Below are 21,170 nucleotides of genomic sequence, written 5' to 3' on the forward strand. Positions count from 1 at the left end.
ATCCACACCCCCAACCGCCTCCAGCGCCAACCCCACACACTCACGCACCTTCACCTGAATCCCCTCAAGATCCCCACGCCTTACCAGCAACTCAAACACATCCCGCTGGTAATCCCCCATCACCAGATCATCCCGCAAGATCGGGCTCTGGCCTTCCGTTTCATAAGCCAGTTTGAGGGCGTAGAGGGCGACGGTTTCCAGGTTCAATTCCATGGGGGGAATCCTTGTGAAATGTTCCGGCGGTGCGGGTGGTGTGGAAGAGCAGGGGCAAAAGCATCGCCAGCAGGCTGGCTCCCACAAGGTGGTGGGGTGTCAGGCACTTTTCTGCAGGCGAAAAAAAAGGCCTTGCTAAGCAAGACCTTTCTTAATTTTGGTGCCCCGAGGGAGACTCGAACTCCCACTCCTTTCGAAAACGGATTTTGAATCCGCCGCGTCTACCAATTCCGCCATCAGGGCTCAATGGCGGCGAAGTATAGAGAGGTGATAACCGTCGGTCAATCAGGTACATGGAGAATTTTTGATAATTCCGCTAGACTTTCCGGCCCTGCTAGACGAACCCCATCATGCGCGTTGCTGACTTTACTTTCGAGCTCCCCGATTCGCTGATCGCCCGCCATCCTTTGGCCGAGCGTCGCAATAGTCGCCTGTTGACCCTGGATGGGGTCAGCGGCGCCCTGGCACACCGTCAATTCACTGATTTGCTGGAGCATTTGCGCCCTGGCGACTTGATGGTGTTCAACAATACCCGGGTGATTCCGGCGCGGCTGTTTGGCCAGAAGGCTTCCGGCGGCAAGCTGGAAATCCTGGTGGAGCGGGTGCTGGACAGTCATCGCGTGCTGGCCCATGTGCGTTCCAGCAAGTCGCCAAAGCCTGGGTCGAAGATCCTTATCGACGGCGGTGGCGAGGCGGAGATGCTGGCGCGGCACGATGCGTTGTTCGAGCTGGGGTTTGCCGAGGAGGTGTTGCCGCTGCTCGACCGCGTCGGGCACATGCCGTTGCCTCCTTATATAGACCGCCCGGACGAAGGCGCCGACCGCGAGCGTTATCAGACCGTCTACGCCCAGCGCCTTGGCGCGGTGGCGGCACCGACGGCGGGGTTGCATTTCGATCAGGTGTTGCTGGAGGCGATTGCCGCCAAGGGCGTCGAGACGGCGTTCGTGACCTTGCACGTCGGCGCGGGCACGTTCCAGCCGGTGCGGGTCGAGAAGATCGAAGACCACCACATGCACACTGAGTGGCTGGAAGTCGGCCAGGACGTGGTCGATGCGGTGGCCGCCTGTCGCGCGCGCGGCGGTCGGGTGGTGGCGGTGGGGACCACCAGTGTGCGTTCCCTGGAAAGCGCCGCCCGCGATGGCGTGCTCAAGCCGTTCAGTGGCGATACGGACATCTTTATTTACCCAGGGCGGCCGTTTCATGTGGTCGATGCCCTGGTCACCAACTTCCATTTGCCAGAATCCACGTTGTTGATGCTGGTCTCGGCGTTCGCCGGTTATCCCGAGACCATGGCCGCCTATAAAGCCGCCGTCGACAACGCCTACCGCTTTTTCAGCTACGGTGATGCGATGTTTATCACCCGTAACCCCGCACCACGTGGCCCAGAGGAAACACAATGAGTCGCCAATGTCGTATGTCGTTTGAGTTGCTTGCTACTGACGGCAAGGCTCGTCGCGGTCGTTTGACCTTCCCGCGCGGTACCGTGGAGACCCCGGCCTTCATGCCGGTCGGCACCTACGGCACGGTCAAGGGCATGCTGCCACGGGATATCGAGGCCACTGGCGCCGAAATCATTCTGGGCAACACCTTCCACCTGTGGCTGCGTCCTGGCACCGAAGTGATCAAGAAGCACGGCGACCTGCACGATTTCATGCAGTGGAAAGGCCCGATTCTGACCGATTCCGGCGGTTTCCAGGTGTTCAGCCTGGGCGCCATGCGCAAGATCAAGGAGGAGGGCGTGACTTTCGCTTCCCCGGTCGACGGTGCCAAGGTGTTCATGGGCCCGGAAGAGTCGATGCAGGTCCAGCGTGACCTGGGCTCCGACATCGTGATGATTTTCGACGAATGCACGCCGTACCCGGCCGATGAAGACGTCGCGCGTATTTCCATGGAGTTGTCCCTGCGTTGGGCCCAGCGCTCGAAGAACGCCCATGGCGACAACACGGCGGCGCTGTTTGGCATCGTGCAGGGTGGCATGCACCAGGACCTGCGCATGCGCTCGCTGGAAGGCCTGGACAAGATCGGTTTCGATGGCCTGGCCATTGGCGGTCTGTCGGTGGGCGAGCCCAAGCACGAGATGATCAAGGTGCTGGATTACCTGCCGGGCCAGATGCCGGCTGACAAACCTCGTTACCTTATGGGCGTTGGCAAACCCGAAGACTTGGTTGAGGGTGTGCGCCGCGGTGTGGACATGTTCGATTGCGTGATGCCAACCCGTAATGCCCGCAATGGGCATCTGTTCATTGATACTGGCGTGCTGAAGATCCGTAACGCGTTCCATCGCCATGATGATTCGCCGCTCGATCCGACCTGCGATTGCTATACCTGCCAGAACTTCTCCCGCGCTTATCTGCATCACCTGGACAAGTGCGGCGAAATGCTGGGGAGCATGCTCAATACCATCCATAACTTGCGTCATTATCAAGTGCTTATGGCTGGTTTGCGCGAGGCTATTCAACAGGGTACATTGGCCGCCTTTGTCGATGCCTTCTACGCCAAACGCGGGTTACCTGTTCCGCCTTTGGACTGAGTTTTCTGACCCCAAGATTCAACATTTGCAACTGGAGTGCTAAATGAGCTTTTTTATCTCTAACGCCATGGCCGACGCTGCTGCACCGGCAGCTGCAGGCCCAATGGGCGGCGGCTTCGAGTGGATTTTCCTGGTTGGCTTCCTGGTCATCTTCTACCTGATGATCTGGCGTCCACAGGCCAAGCGCGCCAAAGAGCAGAAAAACCTGCTGGGCAGCCTGCAGAAAGGCGACGAAGTTGTGACCACCGGCGGCATCGCTGGCAAGATCACCAAAGTGGCTGACGATTTCGTGGTGCTGGAAGTGTCCGACACCGTCGAAATGAAGTTCCAGAAAGGCGCTATCGCCGCCACGCTGCCAAAAGGCACGCTCAAAGCGATCTAAGTTTCAACTTCATCTCAATCGACGGGGCGCGCAAGGCGCCCCGCGTCATAAACGGGCGGCGTGATGCTGAACAAATATCCTCTGTGGAAATACATTCTGATCCTGGCGGTGCTGGCGATCGGTCTGATTTATTCCGCTCCCAATCTTTACCCGGATGACCCGGCCATTCAGGTCAGCGGTGCAAGCACTGCGCTGCAGGTCACTCAGGCCGATCTGGACCGTGTGAGCGCTGCGCTCAAGGAATCCGGGATCGACGTCAAGGCGGCTTCGCTGTCGGCCGGTGGCAAGGGCGGTTTGATTCGTCTGGTCAAGGCTGAAGATCAGTTGCCGGCCAAGGACGTTGTGCGCAAGGCGCTGGGTGATGACTACGTCGTTGCGCTGAACCTGGCACAAACCACCCCGCAATGGCTGCGCAGCCTGGCCGCGCACCCGATGAAGCTGGGTCTGGACTTGTCCGGTGGTGTGCACTTCCTGCTCGAAGTGGACATGGACAAGGCGATCGACGCACGCCTGAAAGTCTACGAAGGCGATGTGAAGAGCCTGTTGCGTAAAGAGAAAATTCGCTATCGCAGCCTGCCGCAACTCAACGGCGCCATTCAGCTGGGCTTCACCGATGAAGCAACCCGCGAACAGGCCCGTGCGCTGGTGCGCAAGAACTTCAACGATTTCGACATTGTTCCGGCCGACCTCAATGGCCAACCGGTGCTGCGTCTGGCGATGACCCCGGCCAAGCTGGCGGAAATCCGTGAATACTCCATCAAGCAGAACTTGACCACGGTACGTAACCGCGTCAACGAGCTGGGTGTTGCCGAACCGATCGTCCAGCGTCAGGGCGCCAACCGCATCGTGGTTGAGCTGCCGGGCGTGCAGGACACCGCAGAAGCCAAGCGTATCCTGGGCAAGACGGCCAACCTCGAGTTCCGTCTGGCTGCTGAGCCGGGTGCTTCGAAAGCCACTTCCGAAGAGTTCGAGTTCCGTGAAGGCAAGCGTCCGCCTGCGCTCATCGAGCGTGGCCTGATCATCACCGGTGACCAGGTGACTGACGCCAAGGCTGGCTTCGGCGAGCACGGCACGCCAGAGGTGAACATCCGTCTGGACGGTCACGGCGGCGAGCTGATGAGCCGTGCGACCCGTTCGAACGTCGGTCGCAGCATGGCGGTGATCTTCATCGAACAGCGTCCGGTGACCACCTACACCAAGCAAATGGTCAACGGCGTCGAGAAAGACGTGCCGGTTCAGACCTTCAAGGAAGAGAAGAAGATCATCAGCCTGGCGACCATTCAGTCGCCGCTGGGTGCTCAGTTCCGCATCACCGGCCTGAACGGCCAGGGTGAATCGTCCGAACTGGCGCTGCTGCTGCGTGCCGGTGGTCTGGCCGCGCCGATGTACTTCGCTGAAGAGCGCACCATTGGCCCGAGCCTGGGTGCCGACAACATCACCAAGGGTATCGATGCATCGCTGTGGGGCATGCTGTTCGTCTCGCTCTTCATCATCGCCATCTACCGCTTCTTCGGCATCATTGCCACCGTCGCTCTGGCGGTGAACATGGTCATGCTGCTGGCGCTGATGTCGCTGCTGGGGGCCACGCTGACCCTGCCGGGTATCGCCGGTATCGTGTTGACCATGGGTATGGCGGTCGACGCCAACGTACTGATCTTCTCGCGGATTCGTGAAGAGATCGCGGCGGGCATGACCGTTCAACGGGCAATCAACGAAGGCTTCGGCCGGGCATTCACCGCGATTCTCGACGCCAACCTGACCACCTTGCTGGTCGGCGGCATCCTCTTTGCCATGGGCACCGGCCCGGTCAAAGGCTTCGCAGTGACCATGTCCCTCGGGATCTTTACCTCGATGTTCACGGCCATCATGGTGACCCGCGCGATGGTCAACCTGATCTTCGGCGGTCGTGACTTCAAGAAGTTGTGGATTTAAGGGGCTGCCATGTTACGTACAATCAACTTCATGGGCGTTCGCAACTTCGCGTTCGGCGTCACATTGTTCCTTACCGCACTGGCCTTGTTCAGTGTGTTCCATAAGGGCATGAACTGGGGCCTGGACTTCACCGGCGGTACGCTCATCGAGCTGACCTACGAGCGTCCGGCCGACGTGACCAAGGTGCGTGAGCAATTGGTTACCGCGGGCTATCACGAAGCTATCGTGCAGAATTTCGGTGCGACGACCGATCTGCTGGTGCGTATGCCGGGCGAAGATCCGCAGTTGGGTCATCAGGTAGCCGAAGCGCTGCAGAAGGTTGGCGGCGAAAACCCGGCGACGGTCAAGCGCGTCGAGTTCGTCGGCCCGCAGGTGGGTGAAGAGCTGCGCGACCAGGGCGGCCTCGGCATGCTGATGGCGCTGGGCGGCATCCTGATCTACCTGGCGTTTCGCTTTCAGTGGAAGTTTGCGGTCGGTGCGATCGTATCGCTGATCCACGACGTGATCGTGACCGTCGGTATCCTGTCGTTCTTCCAGATCACCTTCGACCTGACGGTGCTGGCGGCGGTACTGGCGATCATCGGTTACTCGCTCAACGACACCATCGTGGTATTCGACCGGGTTCGTGAGAACTTCCGGGTACTGCGCAAGGCCAGCCTGATCGAGAACATCAACATCTCGACCACGCAGACCCTGCTGCGGACCATGGCGACGTCGATCTCCACTTTGCTGGCGATCGCAGCGCTGCTGTTCTTCGGTGGCGACAACCTGTTCGGCTTCTCCATCGCCCTGTTCATCGGTGTACTGGCGGGTACCTACTCGTCGATCTACATCGCGAACGTGGTGTTGATCTGGCTGAACCTGAGCACTGAAGACCTGATTCCTCCGGCCAATACCGAGAAGGAAGTCGACGACCGTCCTTGAGGGAAAATTCTCTTGGCGATGTAGTCCAAAAAGGCGCGAGTTGAACTCGCGCCTTTTTTTATGCTCCAAGGCTGGGAGAAGCGCGGACGTGTTCCGCATACGATGGTCAGGAGGTTCATGTGAACAAGTCGATGCTGGTTGGTGCGGTACTGGGTGCTGTCGGTGTGACTGCCGGTGGTGCTGTGGCCACCTACAGCCTGGTTAAAAACAACGGTCCTGAGTACGCGCAAGTACTCGCCGTTGAGCCGGTCAAGACACAGATCAAGACTCCACGTGAAGTTTGCAAGGATGTAACCGTTACCCGGCAAGCGCCGGTGAAAGACCAACATCAGATCGCCGGTACGGTGGTCGGTGCATTGGCAGGTGGTCTGCTGGGTAATCAGATAGGCGGCGGCACCGGCAAGAAGATTGCCACGGTTGCCGGCGCAGTCGGCGGCGGTTACGCCGGCAACAAGGTTCAGGAGGGCATGCAGGAGCGTGACACCTACACCACGACTCAGACCCGTTGTAATACGGTGAATGACATCAGTGACAAGGTAGTGGGTTACGACGTGCGGTACTCGCTGGACGGTAAAGAGGGGAAAGTGCGAATGGATCGCGACCCGGGTAATCAGATTCCTGTGGATAAAGAGGGCAAGTTGATCCTGTCGCAGAATCAGCAGGGTCAATAAATCGCTCGGTTTGAAGAAGCACCCTTCGGGGTGCTTTTTTTGTGCCTGCGATTCAGCCATCACCACCAGTCCCCTGTGGGAGCGGGCTTGCTCGCGAAAGCGGTTCACCATTCAAAGCCTATGGCGGCTGACAAACTGCATTCGCGAGCAAGCCCGCTCCCACATTGGGTTTGTGGGGTTCTTGGGGGTGAATTTTGGGCATAAAAAAAGCACCCCGTAGGGTGCTTTTTCTGTCGCGGGAAGCTTAGCGCTTCAGCGAGGCTGGCAGGTGCGGCTGGATCGCCGTCAGTACTGCCTTGAAGCATTTGGTGTTGCCGGCAACGACGTGGCCTTTCTCCAGGAAGTCGTGACCGCCGGTGAAGTCGCTCACCAAGCCGCCGGCTTCCTGGATAAGCAGGGCGCCTGCAGCCATGTCCCATTCGGACAGGCCCGACTCCCAGAACGCGTCGAAACGACCGGCGGCCACGTAGGCCAGGTCCAGGCTCGCCGAGCCAGCGCGGCGGATGCCGGCAGTCTGGCCAACCAGGGCGCGGAACATGCCCAGGTAGTTGTCGAGGTTGTCCATCTGGTCGTCACGGAACGGGAAGCCGGTACCCAGCAGGGCGCCTTCCAGGCTGGTGCGACCGCTGACGCGCAGGCGACGACCGTTCAGTTGCGCGCCGCGACCACGGCTGGCGGTGAATTCTTCCTGGCGAACCGGGTCCAGAACAACGGCGTGTTCCAGGCGACCGCGGTATTTGCAGGCGATGCTGACAGCGAAGTGAGGGATGCCGCGCAGGAAGTTGGTGGTGCCGTCCAGCGGATCGATGATCCACAGGTACTCTTCGCCTTCGATGCCAGTGCCGGCGTGCATGCCGGTCTCTTCACCGAGGATGGAGTGGTTCGGGTAAGCCTTGCGCAGCGCGTCGATGATTTTCTGTTCAGCGGCGCGATCCACCTCGGATACGTAATCCTTGGCGTCTTTTTCGTCGACCTTGATGGTATCCAGGCGCTCGATGGAGCGGAAGATCAATTCACTGGCGCTGCGGGCGGCGCGCAGCGCGATATTCAGCATGGGCTGCATGGATGTGTCACCTAAGGTTGTTAAAGAAAGCCGGGCATTCTATCAGAAAGTTTCTACAGGTGAAGGACGACGTTCGCTTTCATGGCTTAACGGTCGCTTGAGCTGTAAGATTCGGCTCCCGATTATCGTGTTCGAGAGCGCCTCCCTTGCTGCAAAACATTCGTGTCGTCCTGGTCAATACCAGCCATCCGGGCAATATCGGCGGGACTGCGCGCGCCATGAAAAACATGGGGCTGTCGCGGCTGGTGCTGGTCGAGCCGCGCCTGTTTCCGCATCACGAAGCGGATGCCCGTGCCTCCGGCGCCGGTGACATCCTTGAAAACGCGCAAGTCGTCGCCACCTTGGAAGATGCCCTGGTCGGCTGCAACCTTGTGCTCGGCACCAGCGCCCGCGACCGGCGTATTCCCTGGCCGCTGCTCGACCCCCGCGAATGCGGAGCGAAAGTGGTCGAGGAGGCGGGGCAGGGTGCAGAGATCGCCCTGGTGTTCGGTCGTGAAGACTCCGGCCTGACCAACGACGAGCTGCAGCGATGTCATTATCACGTGCACATTCCATCAGACCCCGGCTTCAGCTCGCTGAACCTTGGGGCGGCGGTGCAGGTGTTGAGTTATGAAGTGCGCATGTCCTGGTTGGCCGCCCAAGGCCAGCCGAGCAAGGTCGAGAAGGAAGAAGTGGCCTCGGTCAAAAGCGCTGAGCTGGCGACCATGGACGAGCTGGAACGATTCTATGAACACCTGGAGCAGACCCTGGTGGCCATCGAATTCCTCGATCCGGAAAAACCACGGCACTTGATGGCGCGCCTGCGCCGGTTGTACGGACGCAGCTCGGTCAGCCGGGCGGAAATGAATATATTGCGTGGCATCCTCACGGAAACCCAAAAAGCGGCCCGTGGCGAGCTTCTTAAGCGGAAGGATTAATGATGTTCGAGCGTTTGCGTGAAGATATCCAGAGTGTTTTCCATCGTGACCCGGCGGCGCGTAACGCTTTTGAAGTCCTGACCTGCTACCCCGGCATGCACGCCATCTGGATCCACCGTCTGTCGGCGATGCTATGGCGCGCGGACCTGAAATGGCTGGCGCGGCTGGTGTCGAACTTCGGTCGCTGGTTGACCGGGATCGAGATTCATCCGGGGGCCAAGGTCGGTCGACGCTTCTTTATCGACCATGGCATGGGCATTGTCATTGGCGAAACCGCCGAGATCGGCGATGACGTGACCATCTATCAGGGCGTGACCCTGGGCGGCACCAGCTGGAACAAGGGCAAGCGTCACCCGACCCTCGAAGATGGCGTGGTGGTGGGGGCGGGTGCCAAGGTGCTCGGCCCGTTCACGGTCGGTGCCGGGGCCAAGGTTGGGTCCAATGCGGTGGTGACCAAGGCCGTGCCGGCTGGTGCAACAGTGGTCGGGATTCCGGGGCGGATCATCGTCAAGTCCGACGAAGAGCAGGACGCCAAGCGCAAGGCCATGGCCGAGAAAATCGGCTTCGATGCCTATGGCGTCAGCGAAGACATGCCGGACCCGGTGGCGCGTGCCATCAACCAACTGCTCGACCACCTGCAGGCCGTCGATGGTCGCCTGGAGGGGATGTGCGGGGCGTTGAAGGATCTGGGCAGTAATTACTGTGCCAAGGACTTGCCTGAGCTGCGCGAAGAAGACTTCGCCTGTGTGAAAGACAAAGACCAAAGCCAGGCCAGCTAGACCGCGGCGCGCCCTTCGCGAGCCAGCCCGCGCCCACATTTGAGAGGCATTCTCCTGTGGGAGCGGGCTTGCTCGCGAAGAACGATAACGCGCAATTGCTGGCTGTCACGGCCCAGCCTTTGCTATGATGCGGCCGCTCTTTTGCGGGTAAACCTGACTAAAGTACTAGGTCTTATAGTTGACTTAAATACTCGGGAATTGCATACTCGCCCCATTCCGAACTCCGTGGTAATTGTCCATGCGACTGACTACAAAAGGCCGATACGCCGTGACCGCCATGCTCGATCTGGCGTTGCACGCGCAGCACGGGCCCGTGTCCCTGGCCGATATCTCCGAGCGCCAAGGCATCTCCCTGTCCTATCTCGAACAGCTATTCGCCAAACTGCGCCGCAGTAACCTGGTGTCCAGCGTTCGCGGTCCGGGTGGCGGCTACCAATTGTCCCGCGACATGCAGGGCATCCAGGTCGCCCAGGTGATCGATGCGGTGAACGAATCGGTCGATGCCACCAAGTGCCAGGGCCAGGGCGATTGCCATCAAGGCGACACCTGCCTGACCCACCACCTGTGGTGCGACCTGAGCTTGCAGATTCACGAATTTCTGAGCGGTATCAGCTTGGCTGACCTTGTCACTCGCCGTGAGGTGCAAGAAGTAGCCCAGCGCCAGGATCAACGCCGTTGCAACAGCAAGGCGCCACGCCTGGACAAGATTGAAGCGTCCGCCGTCGAATGACAGCCACAGAGCTAACGGCGCGCCAGCCAGCCTGATTTAGGAGAGAGTCCATGAAATTGCCGATTTACCTTGATTACTCTGCGACGACCCCGGTCGATCCGCGCGTCGCGCAAAAGATGAGTGAATGCCTGCTGGTCGACGGAAACTTCGGTAACCCGGCGTCCCGTTCCCACGTGTTCGGCTGGAAGGCTGAAGAATCCGTCGAAAACGCCCGTCGTCAGGTGGCCGACCTGGTCAACGCCGACCCGCGTGAAATCGTCTGGACCTCCGGCGCCACCGAGTCCGACAACCTGGCAATCAAGGGTGCGGCACATTTCTACGCCACCAAAGGCAAGCACCTGATCACCACCAAGATTGAGCACAAGGCTGTCCTGGACACCATGCGCCAACTGGAGCGTGAAGGTTTCGAAGTGACCTACATCGAGCCTCGCGAAGATGGCCTGGTCACCCCGGAGATGGTCGAGGCCGCCCTGCGCGACGACACCATCCTGGTTTCGATCATGCACGTGAACAACGAAATCGGTACCGTCAACGACATCGCCGCCATCGGCGAACTGCTGCGTGCCAAGGGCATCCTGTTCCACGTCGACGCGGCTCAGTCCACCGGCAAGGTCGAAATCGACCTGCAGAAACTGAAAGTCGACCTGATGTCGTTCTCCGCTCACAAAACCTACGGCCCTAAAGGCATCGGCGCACTGTACGTCAGCCGCAAGCCGCGTGTGCGCATCGAAGCGACCATGCACGGTGGCGGTCACGAGCGTGGCATGCGTTCCGGGACCCTGGCGACACACCAGATCGTCGGTATGGGTGAGGCTTTCCGCGTAGCCAAGGAAGACATGGCTGCCGAGAACGTGCGCATCAAGGCCCTGAGCGATCGCTTCTACAAGCAGGTCGAGCATCTGGAAGAGCTGTACGTCAACGGCAGCCTGACCGCCCGCGTTCCGCACAACCTGAACCTGAGCTTCAACTACGTTGAAGGCGAGTCGCTGATCATGGCCCTCAAGGACCTGGCGGTTTCGTCCGGTTCGGCCTGCACCTCGGCTTCGCTGGAGCCTTCGTACGTACTGCGCGCCCTGGGCCGCAACGACGAACTGGCACACAGCTCGATTCGTTTCACCTTCGGCCGCTTCACCACCGAAGAAGAAATCGACTACGCCGCGCAGAAAGTCTGCGAGGCCGTTACCAAGCTGCGCGCTCTGTCGCCGCTGTGGGACATGTACAAAGACGGTGTCGACATTTCGAAAATCGAGTGGGCGGCACACTGATTTCAAGTCGCCGCGAACCGGCCCTGCCGACCCAAGGTTGCAGGGCTTAAAGAGCGACTCTCTGATGAGTGAGGATTAAGCATCATGGCTTACAGTGAAAAGGTCATCGACCACTACGAAAACCCGCGCAACGTCGGCAAGATGGACGCGGAAGATCCTGATGTCGGCACCGGCATGGTCGGCGCTCCGGCGTGCGGCGACGTCATGCGCCTGCAGATCAAGGTCAACGACGCCGGCATCATCGAAGATGCCAAGTTCAAGACCTACGGCTGCGGTTCGGCTATCGCTTCCAGCTCCCTCGCCACCGAGTGGATGAAGGGCAAGACCCTGGACGAAGCGGAAACCATCAAGAACACTCAGCTGGCTGAAGAACTGGCCCTGCCGCCAGTGAAAATTCACTGCTCCGTACTCGCTGAAGACGCCATCAAGGCCGCCGTTCGCGATTACAAGCAGAAGAAAGGCTTGATCTGACTTTCAAGATTTGGCGACGAGTAAGGAGTCACCGATGGCTATCAGCATGACAGAAGCGGCTGCTCGACACGTGCGGCGCTCCCTCGACGGGCGCGGCAAGGGTGAAGGGATTCGTCTGGGTGTTCGCACCACAGGCTGTTCCGGCCTTGCCTACGTGCTGGAGTTTGTCGACGAGGTGGTTGAAGAGGATCAGGTGTTCGAGAGTCACGGCGAGAAAGTGATCATCGACCCCAAAAGCCTGGCCTACCTGGACGGCACCGAGCTCGATTTCGTCAAGGAAGGGCTGAACGAAGGCTTCAAGTTCAACAACCCCAACGTGCGCGGTGAGTGTGGCTGCGGCGAAAGCTTCAACATCTGAGGCTAGTCGTGGGTACTCCTTGTCATTTCGCTTTATTTGAGCTGAAACCGGGTTTCGATCTGGACCTCGATCAGCTGGCTACGCGCTACCGTGAGTTGGCGCGCAGTGTTCACCCGGACCGCTTTGCTGACGCCACCGAGCGTGAGCAGCGGCTGGCGCTCGAGCAATCCGCGAGCCTCAACGAGGCCTACCAGACGCTCAAGAATCCCCCCAAGCGCGCGCGTTACCTGCTCGCCTTGAATGGTGGTGAGCTGCCGCTGGAGGTCACGGTGCATGACCCGGAATTTCTTCTGCAACAGATGGAATTGCGTGAAGAGCTCGAAGACCTCCAGGACAGTGCCGACTTGTCGGGCGTGGCGGCGTTCAAGCGCCGGCTCAAGTCTGCCCAGGAAGAGTTGAACCAAAGCTTTGCAGCTTGCTGGAACGATGCCGCGCAACGTGAGCGTGCCGAACGCCTGATGCGGCGCATGCAGTTCCTCGACAAGCTGACCTACGAAGTGCGCCAGTTAGAAGAGCGCCTCGACGATTAACCCAGTGCCGCTCCGGTCGCACGCCTGATATACAGATAAGTCCTGATAACGATGGCCCTACTGCAGATCGCCGAACCCGGCCAAAGTCCTCAACCGCACCAGCGTCGCCTGGCTGTGGGGATCGACTTGGGCACTACCAATTCGCTGGTCGCTGCCTTGCGCAGTGGCCTCTCCGAGCCTCTGGCTGACGCAAGCGGCCAGGTCATCCTGCCGTCTGCCGTGCGCTATCACGCCGATCGCGTTGAAGTGGGCGAGTCGGCCAAACTGGCTGCCGCTACCGACCCTCTGAACACGGTGCTGTCAGTCAAGCGCTTGATGGGTCGTGGTCTGTCCGACGTCAAGCAACTGGGCGAGCAACTGCCGTACCGCTTTGTCGGCGGCGAATCGCACATGCCGTTCATCGACACCATTCAGGGCCCGAAAAGCCCGGTCGAAGTGTCCGCCGATATCCTGAAAGTGCTGCGCCAGCGTGCCGAAGCCACCCTCGGTGGTGAACTGGTTGGCGCGGTGATCACGGTTCCGGCCTATTTCGACGACGCTCAGCGTCAAGCCACCAAGGATGCGGCCAAGCTGGCGGGTCTCAACGTGCTGCGTCTGCTCAACGAGCCGACCGCCGCTGCGGTGGCGTATGGTCTGGATCAGCATGCCGAAGGCCTTGTCGCCATTTACGACCTGGGCGGCGGTACCTTCGATATTTCCATTCTGCGCCTGACCGGCGGTGTGTTCGAAGTGCTGGCTACTGGCGGCGACAGCGCGTTGGGCGGTGATGACTTCGACCATGCGATCGCTGGCTGGATCATCGAGAGCGCCGGTCTGTCCGCTGACCTCGATCCGGGTGCGCAACGCCATCTGCTGCAAACCGCCTGCGCTGCAAAAGAAGCGCTGACCCATGCTGCGGCTGTCGAAGTTGCCTATGGCGACTGGAAAGCCGAGCTGACCCGCGAAGCCTTCAATGCGCTGATCGAGCCGATGGTCGCTCGCAGCCTCAAAGCCTGCCGTCGTGCCGTGCGTGACTCCGGCGTCGAGCTTGAAGAAGTGCATGCGGTGGTCATGGTCGGTGGTTCGACGCGCGTGCCACGTGTTCGCGAAGCGGTCGCCGAAGCCTTCGGTCGCCAGCCATTGACTGAGATCGATCCGGATCAAGTGGTGGCCATCGGTGCCGCGATCCAGGCCGATACCCTGGCGGGCAACAAGCGTGACGGCGATGAATTGTTGCTGCTTGATGTGATTCCGTTGTCCCTGGGGCTGGAAACCATGGGCGGCCTGATGGAGAAGGTGATTCCACGCAACACCACCATCCCTGTCGCCCGGGCCCAGGATTTCACCACCTATAAAGACGGCCAGTCGGCCATGGCGATCCATGTGTTGCAGGGTGAGCGCGAGCTGATCAGCGACTGCCGCTCCCTGGCGCGCTTCGAATTGCGCGGCATTCCGGCGATGGTGGCCGGTGCTGCGAAAATTCGCGTGACCTTCCAGGTCGATGCCGACGGTCTGCTCAGTGTGTCGGCCCGTGAACTGGGGTCGGGCGTTGAAGCCAGCATCCAGGTCAAGCCGTCCTACGGCCTGACCGATGGCGAAATCGCCAAGATGCTCAAGGATTCGTTCCAGCACGCCAACGACGACAAGGTTGCCCGTGTGCTGCGTGAGCAGCAGGTCGACGCCCAGCGCCTGATCGAAGCGGTGCAGGCCGCCCTGGAAGCCGACGGCGAGCGTCTGCTCGATGCCGACGAGCGCATGGTCATCGACTTGCAGGTGCAGGAACTGACCGAACTGATGAAAGGTACCGATGGTTACGCCATCGAGCAGCAGACCAAGCGTCTGTCGCAAGTGACCGATGCCTTTGCTGCCCGCCGCCTGGATTCGACGGTGAAAGCCGCGCTGGCGGGGCGCAACCTGAATGAGATTGAGGAATAACGATGCCGCAGGTCATTTTTCTGCCACACGAGAAGTTCTGCCCGGAAGGCATGGTTGTGGAGGCTGAGACCGGTACGTCCATCCTCGAACTGGCCCATGAGCACCACATCGAGATGGAAAGCGCTTGCGGCGGCGTGTGCGCCTGCACCACGTGTCACTGCATCATCCGCGAGGGTTTCGATTCGCTGGAAGAAGCCGACGAGCTGGAAGAAGACTATCTGGACAAGGCTTGGGGGCTGGAAGCCCGGTCGCGTCTGGGTTGCCAGGCCAAGGTCGGGACTGAAGACCTGACCGTCGAAATTCCGAAGTACTCGCTCAACCACGCCGCCGAAGCGCCGCACTGATTCAAGGAATTGTCATGAGTCTGAAGTGGACTGATGTGCTGGAAATCGCGATCCAGCTTACTGAAAGCAAGCCCGACGTGGACCCTATGTCGGTCAACTTCGTCGATCTGCGTAAATGGGTGATGGAATTGCCCGAGTTCGACGACAAGCCTGAGCATTGTGGCGAGAAGATCCTGGAGGCCATTCAGGCCCACTGGATCGAAGAACGCGACTGAGCCACGCAGCAGGTTAGGCAATACCCAAGAACCCGCGTATAATTCGCGGGTTTAATTTTTCGCAAATTACCGTTTCTGGAGTTACACCATGGCTGTTCAACGTACTTTCTCCATCATCAAGCCTGACGCCGTTGCTAAAAACGTGATCGGCAAGATCACCACTCGCTTCGAAGACGCTGGCCTGCGCGTTGTAGCTTCGAAACTGAAGCAACTGTCCAAAGCCGAAGCCGAAGGCTTCTACGCTGAGCACAGCGCTCGTGGTTTCTTCGGCGACCTGGTTGCCTTCATGACTTCCGGTCCGGTTGTCGTTCAGGTGCTGGAAGGCGAAAACGCCATCGCTCGCAACCGTGAGCTGATGGGCGCTACCAACCCTAAAGAAGCTGCTCCAGGCACCATCCGTGCTGACTTCGCTGAATCCATCGACGCCAACGCCGTACACGGTTCGGACTCCGAAGCCGCTGCCGCTCGCGAAATCGCATACTTCTTCGCAGCTACCGAAGTAACCACTCGCTAAGCATTGGCTTAAGAGTGAAGGTGAATCCATGACTACATCGACTGTTAAAACCAACCTGCTGGGTCTGACCCAGTCGGAAATGGAAAAATTCTTCGACTCAATCGGGGAGAAGCGTTTCCGTGCCGGTCAGGTAATGAAATGGATTCACCACTTTGGCGTCGATGATTTCGACGCCATGACGAACGTCAGCAAGGCCTTGCGCGAAAAGCTAAAGGCCGTTGCTGAAGTTCGCGGTCCGGAAGTGGTCAGCGAGGACATCTCCAGCGACGGCACCCGTAAATGGGTGGTGCGTGTGGCGTCCGGCAGCTGCGTCGAGACCGTGTACATTCCCCAGGGCAAGCGCGGTACCTTGTGCGTTTCGTCCCAGGCAGGCTGTGCCCTGGACTGCAGTTTCTGCTCCACCGGCAAGCAAGGCTTCAACAGCAACCTCACCGCCGCCGAAGTCATCGGCCAGGTGTGGATTGCCAACAAATCCTTTGGCAGCGTCCCGGCAACCGTCGACCGTGCCATCACCAACGTGGTGATGATGGGCATGGGTGAGCCGCTGCTGAACTTCGACAACGTCATTGCCGCCATGCACCTGATGATGGATGACCTGGGCTACGGCATTTCCAAGCGCCGCGTGACCCTGTCGACCTCCGGCGTGGTGCCGATGATCGATGAGCTGTCCAAGCACATCGACGTCTCGCTGGCGTTGTCCCTGCACGCACCGAACGACGCATTGCGTAACCAATTGGTGCCGATCAACAAGAAATATCCGCTTAAGATGCTGCTCGAGTCGTGCCAGCGCTACATGTCGTCCCTGGGCGAGAAGCGCGTGCTGACCATCGAGTACACCTTGCTCAAGGACGTGAACGACAAGGTCGAACACGCCGTCGAGATGATCGAGCTGCTCAAGAACATCCCGTGCAAGATCAACCTGATTCCCTTCAACCCCTTCCCGCATTCGGGATACGAGCGGCCGAGCAACAACGCCATTCGTCGGTTCCAGGATCAGCTTCATCATGCCGGTTTCAACGTCACCGTCCGCACCACCCGAGGTGAAGACATCGACGCCGCTTGTGGTCAACTGGTAGGGCAGGTGCTGGATCGCACCCGTCGCAGCGAACGTTATATCGCGGTGCGCGAACTGAGCGCCGACACCGATATGGCGCAGAACGCAGCGAACAAATAACCAAGAGAGGATCTCTATGTCCCTGCGCTTTGCGCTGCTTTTGTTACTGGCCAGCCTGTGTGCTGGCTGTGTTCTTTCGGGTGACTACAACCCGATGAAGACCAGCAAGGGCCGTGACGAAGCGCGTGAGGCGTATGTGCAGCTTGGCATCGGCTATCTGCAACAGGGCATGACCGAGCGGGCGAAAGTGCCGTTGAAGAAGGCACTGGAACTGGACGCAGCCGATCCGGACGCCAACGCGGCACTGGGCCTGGTGTTCCAGGCCGAGATGGAGCCGGAGCTGGCCGATCAGCATTTTCGCAAGGCACTGTCTTCCCGTCCCACCGATGCGCGGATCCTCAATAACTACGGCAGTTTTCTTTTCGAGCAGAAACGTTACAAGGAAGCCTACGAGCGCTTTGAACAGGCCGCTGCCGATACCCTGTATCCTGAACGTTCGCGGGTGTTCGAGAACCTGGGCATGACCGCTTCGATGCTGGGCCAGCGCGACCTGGCGCAGCAGCAACTGGAAAAAGCCCTGCGCTTGAATCGACAACAGCCACGCGCCTTGCTGGAAATGGCTGAGTTGTCTTACGAAGACAGGCATTATGTGCCCGCGCGTGACTACTACGACCGTTTTAGCCTGCTCGCCGAGCAAAATGCACGTAGTCTATTGCTCGGCGTTCGGCTGGCAAAAGTGTTTGAAGATCGCGACAAGGCGGCCAGTTTTGGCCTGCAATTAAAACGACTCTATCCCGGTACACCGGAATATCAGCAATACCTGTCGGAGCAATGATGAAAGCGGCGCATCCCGAAGTTGTAGCAGCGAATCGCGTTAACCCCGGTGAGACCTTGCGCCAGGCCCGCGAGAGCAATGGCTGGTCGCTGGCCGAAGTGGCCCTCAAGCTCAACCTCACCGTCAATTCCCTGAGTAATCTGGAAGCCGGCGCATTCGACAAGCTGCCAGGGCATACCTTCGCCCGCGGCTACATTCGCGCCTACGCCAAATTGCTCGGCATGGACCAGGCCGTTCTGGTCCAGCAGTTCGACCAATCCACCGGCACCGACTCCCAGGGCAGCAACGTGCATAGCCTGGGTCGCATCGAAGAGCCGGTTCGGGTTTCCCACACCATTTTGCGTATTGTCAGCCTGTTGCTGCTGGTTGCCGTGATCGGCGGTGGTTTTGTCTGGTGGCAGGATCAAACGTCGCTGCGCAACAAGGATCAGGTCAGCCTGAGCCCCGAGCACGTTGAAGTCGAAGGCGCGGACGGCACTACCCAGATTCATCCGCTGGACGAGCCGGAAGACCAGGCCGTCGCCGAGGGCGAGACTGAAAACGCAACTGCCCTGGCATTGCCGCAGGCCGAAACCTCGGCGCAGGCACCGGCTGAAGCGACAGCGCCAGCCGCACCTGCAACCGCAACCACTCCGGCTGCACCCGCTCACAGCACTGCTGCGGTACCAGCGACGCCTGCCACGCCAGCCCCGGCAGTGCCAGCCGTTCCGGCGCCCACCGTGACCGCTCCGGTTGCTTCGGCCACGCCAGCACCAACGGCGGTCGCTGCAACGCCGGCGACGCCTCCTGCTGCCGGGCAGGGTCAGGTTGCACTGCAATTCACCGCCGACTGCTGGACCCAAGTGACAGACGGCAGCGGCAAAGTGCTGTTCAGTGGTCTCAAGCGTAAAGGCGATAGCATTTCCGTCAACGGCAAGCCGCCGTTCGCCGTCCGCCTGGGTTATGCCCGCGGCGCGCAGGTCAGCTACAACGGCCAGCCGGTCGATGTGGCTCCGTTCACCAGTGGCGAGACTGCTCGCCTGAAGTTGGGTCAATAAGTCATGCACGGCGAATCTCCAATCAAACGTCGCGAGTCGCGCAAGATCTGGGTCGGTAATGTGCCGGTAGGTGGCGATGCCCCTATCGCGGTGCAGAGCATGACCAACAGCGATACCAATGATGTCGCAGCCACCGTGGCGCAGATCAATCGCCTGGAAGCGGCCGGCGTCGACATCGTCCGGGTTTCCGTACCGGACATGGACGCCGCCGAGGCTTTCGGCAAGATCAAGCAACTGGTCAAGGTGCCGCTGGTTGCCGATATCCATTTCGATTACCGCATTGCACTGCGCGTTGCGGAACTGGGTGTGGACTGCCTACGGATCAACCCGGGCAACATCGGCCGCGAAGACCGCGTACGCGCGGTGGTGGATGCTGCCCGTGATCGCGGCATTCCGATTCGCATCGGCGTCAACGCCGGTTCCCTGGAAAAAGACCTGCAGAAAAAATACGGCGAGCCGACGCCCGCCGCGCTGGTCGAGTCCGCGCTGCGTCACGTCGAGCACCTGGAGCGCCTGAACTTCCAGGACTTCAAGGTCAGCGTGAAGGCCTCCGACGTGTTCATGGCCGTGGAAGCCTACCGCCTGCTGGCCAAGGAAATCGTCCAGCCGCTGCACCTGGGGATCACCGAAGCCGGCGGTTTGCGTTCAGGCACAGTGAAATCCGCCGTGGGCCTCGGTATGCTGCTCGCCGAAGGGATTGGCGATACTATCCGCATCTCGTTGGCGGCCGACCCGGTCGAGGAAGTGAAAGTCGGTTACGACATTCTCAAATCCCTGCACCTGCGTTCCCGTGGCATCAACTTCATCGCCTGCCCGAGCTGCTCGCGGCAGAACTTTGATGTGGTCAAAACCATGAACGAGCTGGAAGGGCGCCTGGAAGACCTGCTGGTGCCGCTGGATGTTGCGGTCATCGGGTGCGTGGTCAACGGGCCGGGTGAAGCCAAGGAAGCCCATATCGGCTTGACCGGCGGCACGCCCAACCTGATTTACATCGATGGCAAGCCATCGCAGAAACTGACGAATGACAATCTGGTGGATGAGCTTGAACGCTTGATCCGCCAGAAAGCGGCCGAAAAGGTCGAAGCTGACGCTGCCGTTATCGCGCGTGGCTGATCGAACGAATTTAAGGATTTAACGTGAGCAAGTCTCTGCAAGCCATTCGTGGCATGAACGACATCCTGCCCGAACAGACCCCCCTGTGGCGTCATTTCGAAGGCACTGTTTCGCGTCTGCTGGATAACTACGGTTACAAGCAGATCCGCATGCCGATCGTCGAGTTCACCGAGCTGTTCAAGCGCTCCATCGGTGAAGTGACCGACATCGTCGAAAAAGAGATGTACACCTTCGACGATCGCAACGGCGATTCCCTGACCCTGCGCCCTGAAGGCACCGCCGCCTGCGTGCGGGCTGTGCTCGAACACGGCATTACCGGTGGTGGCCAGGTGCAGAAACTGTGGTACATCGGCCCGATGTTCCGCCATGAACGCCCGCAGAAAGGCCGTTATCGCCAGTTCCACCAGATCGGTGTCGAAGTGTTCAACCTCGACGGTCCGGACATCGACGCCGAACTGATCGTGCTGACCTGGCGCCTGTGGGGCGAGCTGGGTATCCGTGATGCGGTCAAGCTCGAACTCAACAGCCTGGGCACCAGCGAGTCTCGTGGGCGCTATCGTGAGGCGCTGGTCGAGTTTCTCTCCGGGCACCTGGACAAGCTCGACGAAGACAGCCAGCGTCGCCTGAAGACCAACCCGCTGCGTGTGCTCGATACCAAGAACGCCGATACCCAGGCGATCCTGGTCGATGCGCCGAAAATGGCCGACTACCTCGACGAAGAGTCTCGCCTGCACTTCGAAGGCCTCAAGGCCCGTCTGGATGCCGCCGGCATTCCTTACGTGATCAACCCCAAGCTGGTTCGCGGGTTGGACTACTACAGCAAAACCGTTTTCGAATGGGTCACCGACAAACTTGGCGCCCAGGGCACCGTGTGTGCCGGTGGTCGTTACGATGGCCTGGTCGAGCAGATGGGCGGCAAGCCGACGGCCGGCGTAGGTTTCGCCATGGGCATCGAGCGCCTGGTCCTGTTGCTGGAAACCCTGGAGCAGATCCCGCAGGAGATCGCCCGTCAGGTCGATGTCTACCTCTGCGCCTTCGGCGAAGAGGCCGAGTTGGCCGGTCTGGCACTGGCCGAGCGTGTGCGTGATCAGTTACCGAACCTGCGCCTGCAAGTGAATGCCGGCGCCGGCAGCTTCAAAAGCCAGTTCAAGAAAGCCGACAAGAGCGGTGCGCTGTATGCACTGATCCTCGGTGACGACGAGATGGCCCAGCAAGTGGTAGGTTTCAAACCCCTGCGTGGCCAGGGCGAACAACAAAGCATTGCCTGGGATGCGCTTGCCGCTCACCTGGCCACCTGCGTCGTGCAGGGTTGAAGCTGT

24 protein-coding genes and 1 tRNA gene are annotated in these 21,170 nt (G+C 59.9%); 22 read left to right on the forward strand and 3 right to left on the reverse strand.

The genetic code is table 11. From position 1 onward, the window contains the following. Both B0W55_RS19005 and B0W55_RS19010 read right to left on the reverse strand, forming a co-directional pair. Window positions 1–213, reverse strand: a 213-nt coding sequence (locus tag B0W55_RS19005) for a hypothetical protein (RefSeq protein WP_077047466.1), incomplete at its 3' end; no start/stop codon positions are given. 158 nt (window positions 214–371) lie between these two features. Continuing rightward, a tRNA-Leu gene (locus B0W55_RS19010) sits at window positions 372–456 on the reverse strand. 107 nt (window positions 457–563) lie between these two features. Here B0W55_RS19010 and queA point away from each other — a divergent pair. From queA to B0W55_RS19040, 6 genes are all read left to right on the forward strand, one after another. Beyond that, entirely contained in the window at window positions 564–1,613 is a 1,050-nt protein-coding gene (queA, locus tag B0W55_RS19015) for a tRNA preQ1(34) S-adenosylmethionine ribosyltransferase-isomerase QueA (protein WP_077047467.1), read from the forward strand. Between the two features lie 14 nt (window positions 1,614–1,627). Further along, window positions 1,628–2,743: a tRNA guanosine(34) transglycosylase Tgt gene (gene tgt, locus B0W55_RS19020; protein WP_175645524.1), complete on the forward strand. Its 1,116-nt coding sequence runs from the start codon at window positions 1,628–1,630 to the stop codon at window positions 2,741–2,743. A gap of 43 nt (window positions 2,744–2,786) precedes the next feature. Further along, window positions 2,787–3,125 carry a preprotein translocase subunit YajC gene (yajC, locus tag B0W55_RS19025; RefSeq protein ID WP_003185175.1) on the forward strand — a complete coding sequence of 113 codons (339 nt, stop codon included), beginning with the start codon at window positions 2,787–2,789 and terminating at the stop codon, window positions 3,123–3,125. Between the two features lie 63 nt (window positions 3,126–3,188). Further along, window positions 3,189–5,057 carry a protein translocase subunit SecD gene (gene secD, locus B0W55_RS19030; protein ID WP_077047469.1) on the forward strand — a complete coding sequence of 623 codons (1,869 nt, stop codon included), beginning with the start codon at window positions 3,189–3,191 and terminating at the stop codon, window positions 5,055–5,057. Between the two features lie 9 nt (window positions 5,058–5,066). Continuing rightward, on the forward strand, window positions 5,067–5,981 hold the full coding sequence (secF, locus tag B0W55_RS19035) for a protein translocase subunit SecF (RefSeq protein WP_077047470.1): 915 nt from the start codon (window positions 5,067–5,069) through the stop codon (window positions 5,979–5,981). 119 nt (window positions 5,982–6,100) lie between these two features. Next, complete coding sequence (locus tag B0W55_RS19040; protein ID WP_077047471.1) at window positions 6,101–6,652, forward strand: glycine zipper 2TM domain-containing protein; 552 nt, start codon at window positions 6,101–6,103, stop codon at window positions 6,650–6,652. A 244-nt stretch (window positions 6,653–6,896) separates the two neighbouring features. On the opposite strand, the gene suhB is transcribed toward B0W55_RS19040, so the two are convergent. Continuing rightward, the gene (gene suhB, locus B0W55_RS19045) at window positions 6,897–7,715 is read right to left on the reverse strand and encodes an inositol-phosphate phosphatase (RefSeq protein WP_077047472.1); all 819 of its coding nucleotides are present in this window, start codon (window positions 7,713–7,715) and stop codon (window positions 6,897–6,899) included. Between the two features lie 146 nt (window positions 7,716–7,861). Here suhB and trmJ point away from each other — a divergent pair, with 146 nt between their 5' ends. The 16 genes from trmJ to hisS all read left to right on the forward strand — a co-directional run bounded on the left by trmJ (window position 7,862) and on the right by hisS (window position 21,164). Next, window positions 7,862–8,632, forward strand: coding sequence for a tRNA (cytosine(32)/uridine(32)-2'-O)-methyltransferase TrmJ (trmJ, locus tag B0W55_RS19050; RefSeq protein ID WP_077047473.1), 771 nt, complete (start codon window positions 7,862–7,864; stop codon window positions 8,630–8,632). A 2-nt stretch (window positions 8,633–8,634) separates the two neighbouring features. Further along, window positions 8,635–9,411 (forward strand): serine O-acetyltransferase, encoded by a 777-nt coding sequence (cysE, locus tag B0W55_RS19055; protein WP_077047474.1) that lies wholly within the window; start codon window positions 8,635–8,637, stop codon window positions 9,409–9,411. A gap of 238 nt (window positions 9,412–9,649) precedes the next feature. Continuing rightward, window positions 9,650–10,141 carry a Fe-S cluster assembly transcriptional regulator IscR gene (gene iscR, locus B0W55_RS19060; RefSeq protein ID WP_007903581.1) on the forward strand — a complete coding sequence of 164 codons (492 nt, stop codon included), beginning with the start codon at window positions 9,650–9,652 and terminating at the stop codon, window positions 10,139–10,141. 50 nt (window positions 10,142–10,191) lie between these two features. Further along, window positions 10,192–11,406, forward strand: coding sequence for an IscS subfamily cysteine desulfurase (locus B0W55_RS19065; RefSeq protein ID WP_077047475.1), 1,215 nt, complete (start codon window positions 10,192–10,194; stop codon window positions 11,404–11,406). An 84-nt stretch (window positions 11,407–11,490) separates the two neighbouring features. Beyond that, on the forward strand, window positions 11,491–11,877 hold the full coding sequence (gene iscU / locus B0W55_RS19070; protein ID WP_007974006.1) for a Fe-S cluster assembly scaffold IscU: 387 nt from the start codon (window positions 11,491–11,493) through the stop codon (window positions 11,875–11,877). Window positions 11,878–11,911: 34 nt separating this feature from the next. Further along, entirely contained in the window at window positions 11,912–12,235 is a 324-nt protein-coding gene (gene iscA, locus B0W55_RS19075) for an iron-sulfur cluster assembly protein IscA (protein WP_027922750.1), read from the forward strand. 8 nt (window positions 12,236–12,243) lie between these two features. After that, window positions 12,244–12,765 (forward strand): co-chaperone HscB, encoded by a 522-nt coding sequence (hscB, locus tag B0W55_RS19080; RefSeq protein ID WP_077047476.1) that lies wholly within the window; start codon window positions 12,244–12,246, stop codon window positions 12,763–12,765. A gap of 51 nt (window positions 12,766–12,816) precedes the next feature. Next, the gene (gene hscA, locus B0W55_RS19085) at window positions 12,817–14,679 is read left to right on the forward strand and encodes a Fe-S protein assembly chaperone HscA (protein ID WP_077047477.1); all 1,863 of its coding nucleotides are present in this window, start codon (window positions 12,817–12,819) and stop codon (window positions 14,677–14,679) included. A 2-nt stretch (window positions 14,680–14,681) separates the two neighbouring features. Further along, entirely contained in the window at window positions 14,682–15,023 is a 342-nt protein-coding gene (gene fdx, locus B0W55_RS19090; protein ID WP_077047478.1) for an ISC system 2Fe-2S type ferredoxin, read from the forward strand. Window positions 15,024–15,037: 14 nt separating this feature from the next. Next, window positions 15,038–15,238, forward strand: coding sequence for a Fe-S cluster assembly protein IscX (gene iscX / locus B0W55_RS19095; RefSeq protein WP_077047479.1), 201 nt, complete (start codon window positions 15,038–15,040; stop codon window positions 15,236–15,238). Between the two features lie 88 nt (window positions 15,239–15,326). Then, window positions 15,327–15,752 (forward strand): nucleoside-diphosphate kinase, encoded by a 426-nt coding sequence (ndk, locus tag B0W55_RS19100; RefSeq protein WP_039765715.1) that lies wholly within the window; start codon window positions 15,327–15,329, stop codon window positions 15,750–15,752. Window positions 15,753–15,780: 28 nt separating this feature from the next. After that, window positions 15,781–16,926, forward strand: coding sequence for a 23S rRNA (adenine(2503)-C(2))-methyltransferase RlmN (rlmN, locus tag B0W55_RS19105; protein ID WP_077047480.1), 1,146 nt, complete (start codon window positions 15,781–15,783; stop codon window positions 16,924–16,926). A 16-nt stretch (window positions 16,927–16,942) separates the two neighbouring features. After that, complete coding sequence (pilW, locus tag B0W55_RS19110) at window positions 16,943–17,701, forward strand: type IV pilus biogenesis/stability protein PilW (protein WP_077047481.1); 759 nt, start codon at window positions 16,943–16,945, stop codon at window positions 17,699–17,701. Further along, window positions 17,701–18,738, forward strand: a complete 1,038-nt coding sequence (locus B0W55_RS19115; protein ID WP_077047482.1) for a RodZ family helix-turn-helix domain-containing protein — start codon at window positions 17,701–17,703, stop codon at window positions 18,736–18,738. The genes pilW and B0W55_RS19115 overlap by 1 nt, the downstream gene beginning before the upstream one ends. 3 nt (window positions 18,739–18,741) lie before the next feature. Further along, entirely contained in the window at window positions 18,742–19,851 is a 1,110-nt protein-coding gene (gene ispG, locus B0W55_RS19120) for a flavodoxin-dependent (E)-4-hydroxy-3-methylbut-2-enyl-diphosphate synthase (RefSeq protein WP_003185136.1), read from the forward strand. 23 nt (window positions 19,852–19,874) lie between these two features. Next, window positions 19,875–21,164 carry a histidine--tRNA ligase gene (gene hisS, locus B0W55_RS19125; RefSeq protein ID WP_077047483.1) on the forward strand — a complete coding sequence of 430 codons (1,290 nt, stop codon included), beginning with the start codon at window positions 19,875–19,877 and terminating at the stop codon, window positions 21,162–21,164. Window positions 21,165–21,170 lie beyond the last annotated feature (6 nt).

It is taken from the genome of Pseudomonas sp. KK4 (assembly GCF_001984065.1).
Classification (GTDB): Bacteria; Pseudomonadota; Gammaproteobacteria; order Pseudomonadales; family Pseudomonadaceae; genus Aquipseudomonas.